Genomic DNA, 16,254 nt, shown 5'->3' with positions numbered 1-16,254 from the left:
AGTGTCAACGCATATGCAGCCTACAGGCGTTGGCTTTGCCCTCTTATTAACTGCCGAGGCGTTTCAACGCCTCCGGCGCCTCCTCGATCCGGTCAACCAGGGCGATCCGGGCGTCCATCGACCGCTCCCGGGCAAGGGACTTGAGCAGCGGCCAGGCGGGCAGCCGCTCCGTCCAGTGCGCTCGGTCGACCAGCACCATCGGGGTCGGTTCGCCGCGCGACTCGTAGTAGTTCGGCGTCGCGTTGTCGAAGATCTCCTGTACGGTCCCGGCGGCTCCCGGCAGGAACACGACGCCGGCGTTCGAGCGGGCCAGCAGGCCGTCCTCGCGGGTGGCGTTGGCGAAGTACTTCGCGATGTGCGAGGCGAAGGGGTTCGGCGGCTCGTGGCCGTAGAACCAGGTCGGGATGCCGACGGAGCGGCCGCCCTTGGGCCAGCGGGAGCGCACCTCGAAGGCCGCCGACGCCCAGTCGGTGATCGAGGGCGTGAACCCCGGTGCCTTCGCGAGGAGTCGGAGGGCGTCGGTGAGCATCGCGTCATCGAGCGGGGCGGCGTACGCGCCGAGATTGGCGGCCTCCATCGCGCCCGGGCCGCCGCCGGTGGCGACGGTGAGACCGGCGCGGGTCAGCTCCCGGCCGAGCCGCGCGGCACCCTCGTACTCCTGTGTGCCGCGGCGCATCGCGTGGCCGCCCATCACGCCCACCACCCGGGCGCCGGAAAGGAGTTCGTCGAGGGCGTCCGAGACGGAGTCGTCGTGGATGGCGCGGAGCATGGAGGCGTAGACGTCGCGGTCGGCCTTCGTCCGCTGGAACCAGGCGTAGGCGTGGGCGTCCGGGGTGCTCTCGTAGCCGTCCGAGAGGGAGGCGAAGAGTTCGTCGGGGGAGTAGACCAGGCCCCGGTACGGGTCGAAGGGGAGGTCCGGGACCGGCGGGAAGACCAGGGCGCCGCCGGTGCGGATCTTCGCGGCCGCCTCCTCGCGCATCGCGCAGCCGAGGAAGACGGCACCGCTGGTGTCCGTGCCGAGCAGTTCGCGCGTACGGTCCGTCAGGTCGACTGCCTGGACACGGAATCCGGCGAGGGAGCCGCGCGCCGAGACGGTCGCGTCGAACTCCTCGATCGTCTCTATCTCACGGTCGTCGTGGTGGGCCGCATGGGCGGGCATCGTCTGCACCCGCCCATGCTAGGCACCCCGTGTCGTACGGCGGTTGTCAGCCCTCGACGGCCGACGGGTCCATCCACACGACCTCCCAGGTGTGGCCGTCGAGGTCGTCGAAGGCGCGGCCGTACATGAAGCCCATGTCCTGGACCTTGTCCGACGCGGTGCCGCCGGCGGCGACCGCCTTCTCGACCAGCTCGTCCACCTTGTCGCGGCTCTCGGCGCTCAGACAGATCAGCACCTCGCTGGTCGTCGTGGCGTCCGCGATCTCCTTCTTGGTGAAGGTCGAGTAGAACGGCTTGGTGAGCAGCATCGCGACGATGGTGTCGCTGATCACGACGGACGCCGCGTTCTCGTCGCTGAACTGCGCGTTGATCGAGTAACCCAGCCCCGTGAAGAACTTCTTCGACGCGTCGAGGTCGTTCACGGGCAGGTTGACGAAGATCATCTGCTGGTAGGCGGGGGCGCTCATCGTGGTCTCTCCCATCAGGGTGGTTGCTGTTCGGTGGGGTAGACCGGGGGTCCGGTCGGAACTCATCGCCCGGCGGAGATTTTTTCTCACCAGTTTTTCGGGGCGCCCGCGAACGAGCGCGCCGGCCGCCTCAGCGGGCGGCCAGCGGCAGTGCGGCCAGCTCCGCCACGACCAGGGTCAGCGGGCCGAAGACGGCCAGCAGGACGCCGGCGCGCAGGGCTGCGGCGCTGCGGAGCATCGCGGTCGGCGCGCCGAGGCGCAGCAGCGCGGCCGTGGTGTCGGCGCGGGCCTGCCTGGCCTCCAGCGCGGCCATGAAGAGGGTGGTCACGGTCGCACCGGCGACGACGGTCGCGCCGAGGGCGGAGAGGGGACCGATGGCGGCGGTGGCCGCGGAGTCGGGCCGGGGGGCCATCGCGTAGACGGCGGCGGCCACCGCGCACACGACTCCGAGGGGGCGGCCGATCCGGGTGGCTTCCGCCATCAGGCCGCGGCCCGCCAGGAGCCGGAGCGGGCCCGGCCGTACGGCCTGGAGCACCCGGCCGCAGAGATGGGCGAGGCCGGGTGCCGCGAGGGCGAGGCCGACGGCGGCGAGCACCCAGCCGACCAGGACCGCGGTGGGGCCGGTGGGCAGGGCCGTGGGGAGGGCGAGTGTGTCGTCGGCGGTGACGCGGCCGGCGTAGGTCTCCACGGCCAGGCCCGCGGTGAGGATGGTGATGCCCCAGGGGAGGCCCGCCGGGGGTTTGCGGGGGACCGGGAAGAGGGTCAGGTCGTCCGGCGCCTGCCGGCTGCCGTCCTCTTCGGCCGGCGCGGAGGCCGGGGGGCTCGCCGGTGCTTGCGGGCCGCCGCCGTCCTGCGAGGCCGCCGAGGCGGTATCCGGCGTCGTCGCGCCGCCGCGTACCGCATCCCGCAGCCTCGCCCCGAACCGCCCGTACGCCCCGAACGTCTCGCGGTCGGCCGACCTGCCGGACACCCCGAAGCGGCCGTACGGCCGTGCCTTGGCCTTCGTCGTGGCGGGCGCGGCGAGCCTCGGGCGCAGCAGCACGGCGACCGCTGCCGACGCCAGTGCCGGTGTCAGGGCCAGGAGAGTCAGGGCGGCCGGCAGCGGCAGGGGGCTGTCCGCCGCCAGGAACTGGGAGGCGTCGCCGTCGAAGGGCATGCCCCTCAGATCGCCCCGCAGGTGCAGGAAGACCAGGAGGGCCAGCATCGAGCCGAGCAGGCAGGACAGGGCCGTAGTGGTGGCCGAGACCAGCATGAGCCGGCCCGGTCCGAGGCCGGCCGCCGCGAGGCCGGGGCGCGGTCTGGTGCCGGGGTCCGTGCGGGCCACGGCCACCGCGAGGTGGATCGTCGCGGCCAGCGGGGGTGCGCACCAGGCCAGCCTGAGCGTGGCCGCCGCGGGGGAGTCCGGGTGGGACATCGCGTAGCCGAGGGCGGACAGCAGCAGGAAGCCCGTGCCCGCCGACGCCGCCGCGACGAGCAGCCGGCGCAGCTGTACGGCGGGGTGGGCGCTGCGGGTCAGGCGGAGAGCGAGCACGCGGCCCGGCCTTCCGCCTCGGTGACCGGAGGCAGCTGCACGGTGTTCACGCGCCGCCCGTCGAGCAGTGTCACGCTGCGGTCGGCAAGGACTGCCGTGTCCGCGTCATGGCTGGCCAGCACCACGGTGATGCCGTGCGAGCGGGCGGCCGTCGTCAGGGTGCGCAGCACGTGCGTCCGGTCGGCGCGGTGCAGGGGTGCCGTCGGCTCGTCTGCGAACAGCACCGTCGGCGAGGGGGCCAGCGCACGGGCGATGCTGACTCGCTGACGTACCGCCTGGACCAGCTGGTGCGGGCGCTTGCGGGCCGCCTCACCGACGTCCAGGCGCTCCAGCCACTCCAGCGCGGCCTTCTTGGCGCGGCGGCGGCTGGTGCCGCGCAGCATCAGCGGCAGGGCCGTGTTCTCCCAGACGTTCAGTTCGGGGACGAGCGACGGTGTGGGATCGACCCAGGCGAACCGGTCCCGGCGCAGCCGCTCGCGGGCCACCGGGCCCATCGTGTGCACCGGCACGCTGTTGAACCAGACCTCGCCGCGCCCCGCCGGGGCCAGGCCGGACAGACAGCGCAGCAGGGCGGTCTTGCCGCTGCCGCGCGGACCGATGACGGCGAGGATCTCCCCCTCCTGGACACCGAGCGAGACGCCGCTGAGCGCGGGCGAGCCGTCGTTGTACGAGAAGTGCAGGGCACGTGCCCAGAGCACGTCGTTGTCCGGCGGGGCCACCATGGCGTACACCTCGGTTCTGATCCGTTTTCCCGTTCTTCGTTCCCCCGTGCGGGGGAACGAAGGCTGGGCCGATCGGTCACTGGCACGCTAGGCAGTCGTCGCCCGAAGCCGGGACAGCACAGGGCCCCGGGCCGCCGTGTCTCACTCGAACGGGCGGCACCGGGGCCGGTGTGTTGATCATGCCGGCCGCCGGGGCGGCGGGGGATCAGTCGGGGGTCACAGCTTCGTCCACGCCTCCGACAGCGTCTCGCGCAGGATCTGCTCGATCTCGTCGAACGTCTCCTGGTTGGAGATCAGCGGCGGGGCGAGCTGGATGACCGGGTCGCCGCGGTCGTCCGCACGGCAGTACAGGCCGTTCTCGAAGAGCTTCTTGGACAGGAAGCCGTACAGGACGCGCTCGGTCTCCTCGTCGTTGAAGGACTCCTTGGTGGCCTTGTCCTTCACCAGCTCGATGCCGTAGAAGAAGCCGTTGCCGCGGACGTCGCCGACGATCGGCAGGTCGTACAGCTTCTCCAGCGTGCCGCGGAAGGCGCCCTCGTTGTCGAGGACGTGCTTGTTGAGGCCCTCCCGCTCGAACAGGTCGAGGTTGGCGAGGCCCACGGCCGCGGAGACCGGGTGGCCGCCGAAGGTGTAGCCGTGCAGGAAGGTGTTGTCGCCCTTGTAGAACGGCTCGGCCAGCCGGTCGGAGATGATGCAGGCGCCGATCGGGGAGTAGCCCGAGGTCATGCCCTTGGCGCAGGTGATCATGTCCGGGACGTAGTCGAACTTGTCGCAGGCGAACGTCGTGCCCAGGCGGCCGAAGGCACAGATGACCTCGTCCGACACCAGCAGCACGTCGTACTGGTCGCAGATCTCGCGCACCCGCTGGAAGTAGCCGGGCGGGGGCGGGAAGCAGCCGCCCGCGTTCTGCACCGGCTCCAGGAACACCGCGGCGACGGTGTCCGGGCCCTCGAAGAGGATCTGCTGCTCGATCTGGTCGGCGGCCCAGCGGCCGTAGGCCTCGGGGTCGTCGCCGAAGATCGGGGCGCGGTAGATGTTGGTGTTCGGGACCTTGTGCGCACCCGGCACCAGCGGCTCGAAGGGCGCCTTCAGGCCCGGCAGGCCGGTGATGGACAGGGCGCCCTGCGGGGTGCCGTGGTAGGCGACGGCGCGCGAGATGACCTTGTACTTGGTGGGCTTGCCGACCAGCTTGAAGTACTGCTTGGCGAGCTTCCAGGCGGTCTCCACCGCCTCGCCGCCGCCGGTGGTGAAGAAGACCTTGTTGAGGTCGCCCGGGGCCTCGTGGGCCAGCCGCTCCGCCAGCTCGACCGCCTTCGGGTGGGCGTAGGACCACACCGGGAAGAACGCCAGCTCCTGGGCCTGCTTGAACGCGGTCTCGGCGAGCTCGGTGCGCCCGTGGCCGGCCTGGACCACGAACAGGCCGGCGAGCCCGTCGAGGTAGCGCCTGCCCTTGTCGTCGTAGATGTAGGTGCCCTCGCCCCGGACGATGGTCGGGACGGGAGCCTTCTCGTACGAGGACATACGCGTGAAGTGCATCCACAAGTGGTCGTACGCGGTCCTGCTGAGGTCCTGAGGGGTGTCGGTGCTCACGGTTATCGGGTCCTCACGGTTATCGGGTTCCCCACATGTAGGTCTGCTTCTTGAGCTTGAGGTAGACGAAGCTCTCCGTCGAGCGCACTCCGGGGAGGGCCCGGATGCGTCTGTTGATGACGTCCAGGAGGTGGTCGTCGTCCTCGCAGACGATCTCCACCATCAGGTCGAAGGACCCGGCGGTCATCACCACGTACTCGCATTCGGACATGGCGGTCAGCGCGTCGGCCACGGATTCCACGTCGCCCTCGACGTTCACGCCGACCATCGCCTGCCGCCGGAAGCCCACGGTGAGCGGGTCCGTGACGGCGACGATCTGCATGACGCCCTGGTCGAGCAGCTTCTGGACGCGCTGGCGCACGGCCGCCTCGGACAGGCCCACGGCCTTGCCGATGGCGGCGTACGGCCGGCGGCCGTCCTCCTGAAGTTGTTCGATGATGGCGAGGGAGACGGCGTCCAGCGTGGGACCGCCGCCGTTCCTGGACTCGCGGGAGTCCCTGTGCTCTGCGCTTCGACTGGCCACGACGTCACTGTGCACGACGTCTCGACAGTTCCGCAAGGTCGAGGCGATGAAATTCGTTGTTTACGTGACTGAGTGCTGCGGATTTCGCAGAAGTGGCGCCAGTGGGGGTGTTGAAAACGTGGGTCGGGCGATTAGGGTGGGTGTCTCAGAGAATGGACAGCTGCACCTGACAGGAGGCCGGCAGTGAGCACCGAGCTGCGTCGTCTGCGCAACTACATCGACGGTGAGTTCCGGGACGCCGCCGACGGACGGACCACCGAGGTGGTCAACCCCGCGACGGGCGAGGCGTACGCGACCGCGCCGCTGTCCGGGCAGGCGGACGTCGACGCCGCGATGGAGGCCGCCGCGCGCGCCTTCCCCGCGTGGCGCGACGCCACCCCCGCCGAGCGCCAGAAGGCTCTGCTGAAGATCGCGGACGCCTTCGAGGAGCGCGCCGAGGAACTGATCGCGGCCGAGGTGGAGAACACCGGCAAGCCGATCGGCCTCACGCGGTCCGAGGAGATCCCGCCGATGGTCGACCAGATCCGCTTCTTCGCCGGCGCGGCGCGGATGCTGGAGGGCCGCTCGGCCGGCGAGTACATGGAGGGCCTGACCTCCATCGTGCGCCGTGAGCCGATCGGCGTCTGCGCGCAGGTCGCGCCCTGGAACTACCCGATGATGATGGCCGTATGGAAGTTCGCCCCGGCGCTCGCCGCGGGCAACACGGTCGTCCTGAAGCCGTCCGACACGACCCCCGCGTCGACGGTCCTGATCGCCGAGATCATCGGCTCGGTCCTGCCCAAGGGCGTCTTCAACGTCATCACCGGCGACCGTGACACCGGCCGCCTCATGGTCGAGCACCGGACCCCCGCGATGGCCTCCATCACCGGGTCCGTGCGCGCCGGCATGTCGGTCGCGGAGTCCGCGTCCAAGGACCTCAAGCGGGTCCACCTGGAGCTCGGCGGCAAGGCGCCGGTCGTGGTCTTCGAGGACACCGACATCGCCAAGGCCGTCGAGGACATCTCCGTCGCGGGCTTCTTCAACGCGGGCCAGGACTGCACGGCCGCCACGCGCGTCCTCGTCCACGAGTCCATCCACGACGAGTTCGTGCAGGCGCTCGCGAAGGCCGCGGCCGACACCAAGACGGGCCAGCCGGACGACGAGGACGTGCTCTTCGGTCCCCTCAACAACCCCAACCAGCTCAAGCAGGTCTCCGGGTTCATCGAGCGGCTGCCGGCCCACGCCAAGGTCGAGGCCGGCGGTCACCAGGTCGGTGACAAGGGGTACTTCTTCGCCCCGACCGTCGTGTCCGGGCTGAAGCAGGACGACGAGATCGTCCAGAAGGAGGTCTTCGGGCCGGTCATCACCGTCCAGTCCTTCACGGACGAGGCGCAGGCCGTCGAGTGGGCGAACGGCGTCGAGTACGCGCTGGCGTCGTCGGTGTGGACCAAGGACCACGGGCGCGCGATGCGGATGTCCAAGGTGCTGGACTTCGGCTGCGTGTGGATCAACACGCACATCCCGCTGGTCGCGGAGATGCCGCACGGCGGGTTCAAGAAGTCCGGCTACGGCAAGGACCTCTCGGCGTACGGCTTCGACGACTACACGCGGATCAAGCACGTCATGACGTCGCTGGACGCGTAGCCCTCACGAGTGCGGCGCAGCCCCGGACGAGCCGAGTGCCGTCCGGGGCTGCGGCGTTTTTGATCGACAACCTGTCCGCCGGGTACCGGTCCACTCGACACGGCGTCGATTGCCCGGCCCTCGGTCGCGGCGGCATGCTGCGCCAATGGCCCTCCCACCGATGAACTCCCCGCTGTCCCGCCGGAATCTGCTGCGCACGCTGGGTGCGGGCACCCTGCTCGGCGGGCTCGCCGGATGCGGTGTGCGGCCCGCCTATGTGTCGCCCGCCGACCGGGCCGCCACCGACGTCTCCGCCACCGACAAGCGGCTCAACTGGGCGAACTGGCCGCTGTACATCGACACGGACGACGAGGACACGACGCGCCGGCCCACGCTGGAGGCGTTCGAGAAGCGCACGGGCATCTCCGTCGACTACGTCGAGGAGATCAACGACAACGACGAGTTCTTCGGCAAGATCAGCCCGGCCCTGATGAACCACCAGCGCACCGGCCGCGACCTCATCGTCATCAGCGACTGGATGTGCGCCCGGTTCGTAAGGCTGGGCTGGGTGCAGGAGCTGGACCGGGCCCGTCAGCCGAACGTGACCGAGTACCTGGATCCGCTGCTGCGTTCACCGGCCTTCGACCCCGGACGGAAGTTCACCGTGCCGTGGCAGTCCGGCATCACCGGCATCGCGTACAACCGCCGCCGGCTGGGCCGCGAGATACGCCATGTCTCCGATCTGTGGGCGAACGACCTGAAGGGCCGGGTCACTCTGCTCTCCGGTCTCGACGAGGCGTTCGCCCTGCTCATGCAGGGCAACGGAGTCGACATCACCCGCTGGACGGCGGACGACTTCCACAAGGTGTGCGACCAGGTGGAGAAGCAGATCGGGCGGGGTCAGATCCGCCGCTTCACCGGCAACGACTACATCAAGGACCTGTCCAGCGGGGACGTCCTGGCCTGTCAGGCGTACTCGGGCGACGTCATCCAGCTCCAGGCGGACGACCCCGACATCCGCTTCGTCGTCCCCGAGGAGGGCGCCGAGCTGTGGTCGGAGTCCCTGATGGTCCCCAACCTCGCCCGCCACAAGGCCAACGCCGAGCGGCTGATCGACTTCTACTACGAGCCCGAGGTCGCCGCCGACCTGGCGACCTGGGTCAACTACGTCTGCCCCGTCCCCGCCGCCCGGGACGTCCTCGCCTCGGCCAAGGACGAGGAGACGGCCGCCCTGGCCGAGGACCCGCTGATCTTCCCGGACAAGGCGATGCGCGAACGCCTCGCCATCGCCCGGGACATCACGTCGGAGGAGCGGGTGGAATTCGCCAAGCGGTGGAACGCGATCGCCGGGTTGTAGGGGGCCTGCTGCCGGCGCGCCTACCAGTGACCCTGCCGGTGCACCGCCGTGCGTCCCACCGTCGCCGCCAGCTTGCGCAGCCGGCGCCAGTCCAGGCGGGGGCCGCGCTGGGGGACGCCGGGGCGTTTGCGGGGGACGCGGACGCGCAGGGCGCCCGAGGTGATGCGGATGTGGACCGGGGTGGGCAGGACCAGGGCCTCGCCGTCGATGCCGGCCTCGATCTCCTCGAGGTCCGCGTCGACGACCACTTCGGTCGCCGTCAGGATGCTGAGGCCGGGCGGCGCGGGGTCGAGGAGCAGGGCGGCGGCCTCGGCCGCGCTGTCCACCCTGATGCCGAGGACGCCGAGCACGGCGGCGTCCAGGCGGTCGCGGCGGCCGAGCCCGAAGGGGTCGTCCGTGCGGTAGGGGTTGTTGCTGACCAGCACGGCGTGCGGTGCCTCGAGCGTGGTGCCCGCCGCCCGGACGGTCAGCAGCGGGCCCTGCTGCCGGGTGAGCAGGTCGGGCAGCAGCTCCAGGCTGGTGCCGATCTTGTCGTCGCGGTAGCCGGGGCTCTGCACGATGGCCGCGTACGCCCCGAAGGACGCGTTGTTGACGAAGGGCCGTCCGCTCGCGAAGCCCAGGTCGACGCGCAGCTCCACACCGTCGACGAGCGCGTCGAGACAGGCGGCCGGATCCTCGCGGTCGAGGCCGAGGTCCATGGCGAAGTGGTTGCGGGTGCCGGCGCTGATGACCAGGAACGGGATGTCGTAGGCGGCGGCGACGGCCGCGACCAGCGCCTGGGTGCCGTCCCCGCCCGCGACGCCCAGCAGGTCCGCGCCGTCCGAAACGGCCTTGCGGGCCAGGGCGGTGACGTCCTGCTGCTCCTCGGGGTCGAGGAGGACGACCTCGGCGCCGAGCCGTTCCGCCTTCTCCTTGAGCCCGAAGCGATCCACCTTCCCGCCACCCGAGCGCGGGTTCATGATCAGGACCGCCCGCCGCGGCGGCGCCGCCTTGCGCCCTCGCATCACCCGCACCCGTGGGCTGCCCGTGCCCCGCAGCGCGTACCGGCCGCTCCACACGGCCACTGTCCACAGCGCCACGGACGCCAGCAGCGCCCAGAACAGGGTGGCCGCGAACAGCGCGATCACGGCGGCCGGTACGGACAGCGCCACCACGCCGGCCACCCAGCGCAGCGGTCCGCGCAGCGTCAGCGTCCACCACACCGCGACCATGCCGATGCCCAGGCCCACCACTCCGGCCACCAGCAGCAGCACGCCGCCGACCCCGCCGTAGGCGAGCGGCACGAGCACCGCGAGTCCGGCCGCGGCCAGTGAGGCCCGCGCCGCCCAGCGTTGCCCCCGGTAAGCCCGTTCGCTCAGGTCCAGGCCCATGCATCCTCCCTCGTCGGCGGACATCGTAGGGCCGGGCAGGTACATGCCGCACAGGGGCCGCCGGTTCGGGCCGTACTGCAAGTATCTGTTTTGAACGTGTTCAACTCCAGGCGTACGCTTCCCCCATGAGCGACAGAGCCGCCCTGCTCAAGGGCATCCGCGTCTGGCTGGCCTTCTTCGTCGTCTGCCTGGTGCTCAGCGGCGCCACGGCCTTCCCTCTCGTCCACGAACTGCGCTGGACCGAGGACCTGCTGCGCGCCCTGTCCGTCCAGGACCACCTGCCCGGTCTGACGGACTGGATCGAGCGCGTCCGGCGCGGCCTCGACACCGCCGACGCCGAGTACCCGTTCCTGCTCTACGGCACGGACTGGCTGGCCTTCGCCCACCTCGTCATCGCCGTCGCCTTCTACGGGCCCTACCGCGATCCCGTCCGCAACATCTGGGTCGTCGAGTTCGGGATGATCGCCTGCGCCGGCATCATCCCGCTTGCCCTGATCTGCGGGCCGATCCGCGGCATCCCGCTGTGGTGGTCGGTGATCGACATGTCGTTCGGCGTCTTCGGGGTGATCCCGCTGTACGTCGTGCGCAGGAGGATCAAGCGGCTGGAGGCGCTGACCGAGCCGTCGGCGCCCCCGGCCGCTGCCGCCGCCGTCAGCGGTTGAACGCGGGGAAGGCGAAGCGCTGGGCGATGGCCAGGCCGTCGCCCTTCGCGTCGGTGGAGTTGACGGAGTAGACGACCGTCCGGGACAGGTCACGGGTGGCCGCGATCACGGTGTGATAGCCGGGCCGGGCACCCGTCTTGCCCCAGATCTCCCTGCCGTTGAGCTCGAAGCGCTCCAGCCCGGCGCCCATCGTGGCCCCGTCGATGTCGGGGACCGTGAACATCTCCGCCAGTTGCGGCTCGGGCACCACCTGGCCGCGGAACAGCGCGAACAGCAGCCGCTCCAGGTCGGCAGTGGTGGAGATCAGGTCGCCGGCCGCGAACCGGTCCGACATGTTCCACTCGGTCACGTCGACCAGCTTGCCGTCGATCCAGTCGTAGCCCCGGTTGTGCGGACCGTGGATCCGCGGATCGGGGCCCGCCGGGAACGAGGTGTGCCGCATACCGAGCGGCCGGAAGATCCGTACGGCCGCCTGATGGGCGTAGGAGTCGCCGGTGACCTTCTCGATCAGCAGGCCCAGCACGGTGTAGTGGATGTTGCCGTACCGCTGGAACTCGCCGGGCGCGTGGTCCGGGTCGGGCCCCTTCGCGACCGACGCGGCCACCACCTCCTCGGGGGTCAGCGTCTCGAAGCGGTGCGGGTAGCCGTCGTCGACGTCCTCGCCGAGGGACGCCCCCGGCTGGAGGCCGCTGGTGAAGTTCAGCAACTGCCGTACGGTGATGGGCGCGAAGTCCTTCGTGAGCAGGCCCGGCAGGTACTGCTGCACGGTCCCGTCGAGCGAGATCCGTCCCTCGGCGGCGAGTTGCAGGACGATCGCCGAGGTCACGATCTTCGTCGTCGAACCGGCGCGGAAGCGGGCGTTCTCCAGCGCCGGCGCCCCGGTCCGCATGTCCCGCACGCCGGCCGCGCCGTGCCAGCTGCCGTTGCCGCCGACCCGGATCAGCGCGGCCGTGGCGTCCTTGTCGGGCAGCCCCGCCAGTGCGGCGCACAGGGCCCGCACGTCCGGGCCGTCCGGCGACGCGGCCTCGATCGCACGCGCGGAGCAGGACGAGGGCGGTGCGGGACGCGCCGACGCCGTACCGGCCAGCGGCAGCACGGTCAGGCTCAGGGCGAGCGCGGAGGTGAGGAGGGCGGGAAGCGGGCGTACGGGCATCGACTGCTCCTGAGGTCGGTGGGAGGTCCGTGATCATCCTCAGGCGGTACGGGGCCCGGCCGGATCGTCGGTGAGGAGGGGCTCGCACCCTGGGGGATCCCGGAGCAAGTGCCGTACGGAGCAAGGGTGTTGTGGGGGATGGCCCTTACGGGCCCGGCGATGGGCCGTCGTGGCGGGCCGAGCGGCAGCGCCGAAAAGTGTTATCGCCGCCCTCGCTCGCCCGTCTCCCTTCGCGTCCCCACCCTCCACACTCGGGAGCCCCCGTGATGTCCCGCCCGCACCGGAAGCGGAATGTGATCTCCGAGTGGCGCTCCACCATCGCGTCGGCGCAGGCCGGGGACCGGCAGGCGCTCCACCGGGTACACGGTCCTGCCGGACGGCACCCAGCAGATGTGGCAGAACGAGTACTTCTACCTTGACGGCCCGGTCACGCTCCACCAGAACGAACGGGGTGCCGACTACGGTCTGATCGTCTTCCCGCGAGACGCCCACCGATCCGGCGGCGGTGGCGCAACGCACGCGCGTGTAGCCGGCAACCGGGTCGGGCGGACGCCCGTCAGGGGCGCGGGGAACTGCGCGACCGGCCACGACGGCGCCGCGGACGAGTGGCTGCATGACGCGGCACTTCCGGCGAGGGCTCAGCCGCCGCGCAGCCGTGCCTCCAGGAGGACGTCGAGGCGGTTCGTGGTGATCGAGTCGACGCCGAGGTCGAGGAGACGGCGGATCGAGCGGCGGGTGTCCGGGGTCCAGACGGAGAGCAGATGGCCGCCGCGGTGGACGCGTTCGGCGAGGGCGTGGTCGACCAGGGCGAAGCGGTAGTTCAGCCAGCGCGGGCGCACCGCGTCCAGCAGCGCGGGGCGCGGGGGCGCCAGCGTCGTCCAGGTCAGGGCGATCTCCGCGGTCGGGTCCGCCTCCCGCACGGCGAGCATGGCGGCGGCGTCCGCGCAGTAGTACACGCGGTCCTGGGCCCCGCACTCCCGCACGACGTCCGCGATCCGGCGGGCCGTCCGGACATCGGGCCTGCCCGGCAGGTCGAGCAGCACCCGGGTCCCCTCGCACACCGCGAGGGCCTCGGCCAGCGTCGGCACCCCGCCCTCCGTCAGCCCCCGCACCTCGGCCGCCGACAGCGCGCGCAGCGGCCGGTCCTGCTCCCACAGCCGCTTCAGCGTCTCGTCGTGCAGCAGTACGGGCACGCCGTCCCTGGTGAGGCGCACGTCGATCTCCACGGCGTCCGCGCCCAGGGCGAGCGCGGAGCGCAGGGAGTCGAGCGTGTTCTCGCGGACGCGATAGGGGTCGCCGCGGTGTGCCACGGCGGTCACGTTCAGCATGAGGACATTCTGGTGGGCGAGGGGCCGGCGTGGAGGCCTGCGGGGCGGGTGGGACTCAGGGCGCGAGCCACCCGGCCGTGTACGTGTCGATCTCCTCGGCGATCCGGGCCTTGCCGGGCTCGTCGAGGAAGGACGCGGTCACGGCGTTCTTCGCGAGGTCGGCGAGGCCCCGCTCGTCGAGGTCGAGGAGGCGGGCGGCGACCGCGTACTCGTTGTTGAGGTCGGTGCCGAACATGGGCGGGTCGTCGGAGTTGATCGTGACGATGATCCCGGCCTTCGCGAATTCCTTGATCGGGTGCTCGTCCAGGGTGCGCACCGCACGCGTGGCGATGTTGGAGGTCGGGCACACCTCCAGCGCGATCCGGTGCTCGGCGAGATGGGCGAGCAGCTTCGGGTCCTGTGCGGAGCTGGTGCCGTGTCCGATGCGCTCGGCGCGCAGGTGGGTGAGGGCGTCCCAGACCGTCTCCGGGCCGGTCGTCTCACCGGCGTGCGGCACCGAGTGCAGGCCGGCGGCGATGGCCCGGTCGAAGTACGGCTTGAACTGCGGCCGCGGCACGCCGATCTCGGGGCCGCCGAGCCCGAAGGAGACCAGGCCCTCCGGGCGCAGCCGGTCGTCGGTGGCGAGCCGCGCGGTCTCCTCGGCGGACTCCAGGCCGGCCTCGCCGGGGATGTCGAAGCACCAGCGCAGCACGGTGCCGAACTCGGCCTCGGCCGCCTTGCGGGCGTCCTCGATCGCCGCCATGAAGGCGCGCTCGTCGATGCCGCGGCGGGTGGAGGAGAACGGCGTGATCGTCAGCTCCGCGTAGCGGACCTGCTGCCGGGCCAGGTCACGCGCCACCTCGTACGTCAGCAGCCGTACGTCCTCCGGGGTGCGGATCAGGTCCACGACGGACAGGTACACGTCGATGAAGTGGGCGAAGTCCGTGAAGGTGAAGTAGTCCGCCAGGGCCTCCGGGTCGGTGGGGACCTTGGAGTCGGGGTGGCGGGCGGCGAGTTCCGCGACGATGCGGGGGGAGGCGGAGCCGACGTGGTGGACGTGCAGCTCGGCCTTGGGCAGCCCGGCGATGAAGGCGTGCAGATCGCGCGGGACGCGGGCGTCGACGAGATGGTCGGTCAAGGTTCCTCCCCGGAACGGCGCCCTCCGTCCGGTTCGTGGCCGGCGGGGCGCGGTGATCGGCTGATCGGTGACTCGGGGATCATCGTAGGCCGGGCCCACGGCGCTGATGCCAGGGCCTTAGCATGACGGGACGTACGACAGAGGGGATCCCGCGCATGTCCGACGACGCGCAGACGCCGGAAGCGCCGGAGGTATCGGGGGAGGGGTCGAAGACCTCGCTCGACAAGCAGGCCGCGCCGTCGCCTCCCGCCGAGCCCGCGGGGCCCGGACACACTCTTGTCTCGAACGACACTCCGGCCTGGGCCGCGCCTTCGGTGCACGATCAGCGGACGGTCACGTCGATGCTGGCCGCCGGTGCGGCGGGGGAGCCGCAGGACGCCGTGCCCGCGCCGCAGTGGGTGAATCCGTCACCGGCGCCGCAGCCCGCGACCCACTCGGCGACCGATCCGTTCGCGCCGCCGAGCGCCACGCCGGCGAACCCCTTCGTACCGCCGACGGCATCCGTCCCCTACGCCGCCCACGGCGAGCCCGTCCCGCCGCCGCCGATCGCGCCCGACGGGCCGGGGCAGGTTCCCTACGGCTATCCGGGCGGGGCCGGTTATCCGACCGTGGGTACGGGCGGAGCCGGGTACCCCGCCCCCGGGCCCGGCGGCCCCGGTTATCCCGCTCCCGGTCCGGGTGGCGCCGGCTACTACGGCTGGCCCGGCATGCACCCCATGCCGAGCAACGGCATGGGGACGGCCGGGCTGGTGCTCGGGATCATCTCCGCCGTGATCTTCTGCCTGTGGCCGGTGGCCATCGTGGTGGGTGTGCTCGCCGTGATCTTCGGGGCGATCGGGCGCGGCAAGGCGCGTCGCGGCGAGGCGACGAATCCGGGGCAGGCGCTGGCCGGGATCATCTGCGGCGCGGCGGGTGTGGCCCTGGGCCTGGGCATGCTGGTGCTGGTCGTCGCGACGAATATGTAGACGACGAATATGCAGACGAACATGGAGGGGAGGCGTCGGGCGGGCTAGCAGCCCAGTCGCAGTCGCTCCCGCGCCTCCATCAGCGCGAACCCCAGCAGATTCGGCCCGCGCCACCGCTCAGGATCGTCGGCCCCCTTGTCCCGCGCCGCCAGACCGATGCCCCACACCCGGTCCACCGGGCTCGCCTCGACCAGTACGCGGTCGCCGGTCCCCAGCAGGAACGCGCTCAGCTCCGGATGCGCACCGAATTTGTGGACCGACCCCTCGACGACTATGCGGAACCGCTCCCGCTCCCACGCCGCATCGTCGAACCCCCGCACCAGCCGCCCGGCCTTCTTCGCCAGGGACGGGTGGTCCGCGGCCAGCGCCTGCCGCTCCGCGTCCGCGTCTTTGAAGAGCCGCGCCTTCTCCGCCATCATCCAGTGCTCGGCCGTCGCGTACGACACGCCGGACACCGTGAACGGCGACGGCCACCACTGACTCAGGCAGCTCGCGCCGACACGGCCGTCGGGCAGCGGGCGGTGTCCCCAGAAGTGGAGATACCTGACCCTCGCCCCCGAGCGGACCTCCTGGATCAGGACATCCCAAGAATCGATCTTCGCCATGTGGCCGAGTTTGGCACGCACCACCGACATTCCGTCCTAGGTTTTCCAGGCCCACTCGACACCTGGTCGACAGATTCCGTCGCGTAACCAAAAGGCAACAACGG

15 protein-coding genes are annotated in these 16,254 nt (G+C 71.3%); 4 read left to right on the top strand and 11 right to left on the bottom strand.

Annotated features, from left to right (window positions below):
* Positions 1 to 46: 46 nt before the first annotated feature.
* The 6 genes from CP983_RS12445 to CP983_RS12420 form a co-directional block, all read right to left on the bottom strand.
* Positions 47 to 1,168 (bottom strand): LOG family protein, encoded by a 1,122-nt coding sequence (locus tag CP983_RS12445; protein ID WP_150499636.1) that lies wholly within the window; start codon positions 1,166 to 1,168, stop codon positions 47 to 49.
* Between the two features lie 37 nt (positions 1,169 to 1,205).
* A complete protein-coding gene (locus CP983_RS12440) occupies positions 1,206 to 1,625 on the bottom strand; it encodes a VOC family protein (RefSeq protein WP_030959124.1) in 420 nt (139 codons plus the stop codon).
* Positions 1,626 to 1,755: 130 nt separating this feature from the next.
* Positions 1,756 to 3,156 (bottom strand): hypothetical protein, encoded by a 1,401-nt coding sequence (locus tag CP983_RS12435; protein WP_150499635.1) that lies wholly within the window; start codon positions 3,154 to 3,156, stop codon positions 1,756 to 1,758.
* Entirely contained in the window at positions 3,138 to 3,878 is a 741-nt protein-coding gene (locus tag CP983_RS12430) for an ABC transporter ATP-binding protein (protein WP_107905157.1), read from the bottom strand. Before CP983_RS12430 ends, CP983_RS12435 begins: the two co-directional genes overlap by 19 nt.
* Before the next feature lie 216 nt (positions 3,879 to 4,094).
* Positions 4,095 to 5,468, bottom strand: a complete 1,374-nt coding sequence (locus CP983_RS12425; RefSeq protein ID WP_125528973.1) for an aspartate aminotransferase family protein — start codon at positions 5,466 to 5,468, stop codon at positions 4,095 to 4,097.
* 19 nt (positions 5,469 to 5,487) lie between these two features.
* Complete coding sequence (locus CP983_RS12420; RefSeq protein ID WP_030950898.1) at positions 5,488 to 6,006, bottom strand: Lrp/AsnC family transcriptional regulator; 519 nt, start codon at positions 6,004 to 6,006, stop codon at positions 5,488 to 5,490.
* Positions 6,007 to 6,174: 168 nt separating this feature from the next.
* On the opposite strand from CP983_RS12420, the gene CP983_RS12415 reads away from it, so the two are divergent.
* Together CP983_RS12415 and CP983_RS12410 are read left to right on the top strand one after the other, a co-directional pair.
* Entirely contained in the window at positions 6,175 to 7,614 is a 1,440-nt protein-coding gene (locus CP983_RS12415; protein ID WP_150499634.1) for a gamma-aminobutyraldehyde dehydrogenase, read from the top strand.
* 145 nt (positions 7,615 to 7,759) lie between these two features.
* On the top strand, positions 7,760 to 8,950 hold the full coding sequence (locus CP983_RS12410) for a polyamine ABC transporter substrate-binding protein (protein ID WP_150499633.1): 1,191 nt from the start codon (positions 7,760 to 7,762) through the stop codon (positions 8,948 to 8,950).
* Positions 8,951 to 8,970: 20 nt separating this feature from the next.
* Here CP983_RS12410 and CP983_RS12405 read toward each other — a convergent pair whose 3' ends face one another.
* Positions 8,971 to 10,320 carry a diacylglycerol/lipid kinase family protein gene (locus CP983_RS12405; protein ID WP_150499632.1) on the bottom strand — a complete coding sequence of 450 codons (1,350 nt, stop codon included), beginning with the start codon at positions 10,318 to 10,320 and terminating at the stop codon, positions 8,971 to 8,973.
* 125 nt (positions 10,321 to 10,445) lie between these two features.
* On the opposite strand from CP983_RS12405, the gene CP983_RS12400 reads away from it, so the two are divergent.
* Positions 10,446 to 10,982 (top strand): hypothetical protein, encoded by a 537-nt coding sequence (locus CP983_RS12400; RefSeq protein ID WP_150499631.1) that lies wholly within the window; start codon positions 10,446 to 10,448, stop codon positions 10,980 to 10,982.
* Here the strand turns inward: CP983_RS12400 and CP983_RS12395 are convergent.
* From CP983_RS12395 to CP983_RS12385, 3 genes are all read right to left on the bottom strand, one after another.
* Complete coding sequence (locus CP983_RS12395) at positions 10,972 to 12,135, bottom strand: serine hydrolase domain-containing protein (protein ID WP_150499630.1); 1,164 nt, start codon at positions 12,133 to 12,135, stop codon at positions 10,972 to 10,974. The two genes, CP983_RS12400 and CP983_RS12395, sit on opposite strands and share 11 nt — an antisense overlap.
* A 638-nt stretch (positions 12,136 to 12,773) precedes the next feature.
* Entirely contained in the window at positions 12,774 to 13,463 is a 690-nt protein-coding gene (locus CP983_RS12390; protein ID WP_150499629.1) for a glycerophosphodiester phosphodiesterase, read from the bottom strand.
* Positions 13,464 to 13,518: 55 nt separating this feature from the next.
* Complete coding sequence (locus CP983_RS12385) at positions 13,519 to 14,679, bottom strand: adenosine deaminase (protein ID WP_107902337.1); 1,161 nt, start codon at positions 14,677 to 14,679, stop codon at positions 13,519 to 13,521.
* A gap of 56 nt (positions 14,680 to 14,735) precedes the next feature.
* On the opposite strand from CP983_RS12385, the gene CP983_RS44675 reads away from it, so the two are divergent.
* A complete protein-coding gene (locus CP983_RS44675) occupies positions 14,736 to 15,545 on the top strand; it encodes a DUF4190 domain-containing protein (protein ID WP_229915068.1) in 810 nt (269 codons plus the stop codon).
* A gap of 44 nt (positions 15,546 to 15,589) precedes the next feature.
* On the opposite strand, the gene CP983_RS12375 is transcribed toward CP983_RS44675, so the two are convergent.
* On the bottom strand, positions 15,590 to 16,180 hold the full coding sequence (locus CP983_RS12375) for an NADAR family protein (RefSeq protein ID WP_150499628.1): 591 nt from the start codon (positions 16,178 to 16,180) through the stop codon (positions 15,590 to 15,592).
* Positions 16,181 to 16,254: the final 74 nt, after the last annotated feature.

It is taken from the genome of Streptomyces chartreusis, from assembly GCF_008704715.1.
GTDB classification, from domain to species: domain Bacteria; phylum Actinomycetota; class Actinomycetes; order Streptomycetales; family Streptomycetaceae; genus Streptomyces; species Streptomyces chartreusis.
This window is presented reverse-complemented; position numbering and strand designations above follow the sequence as displayed.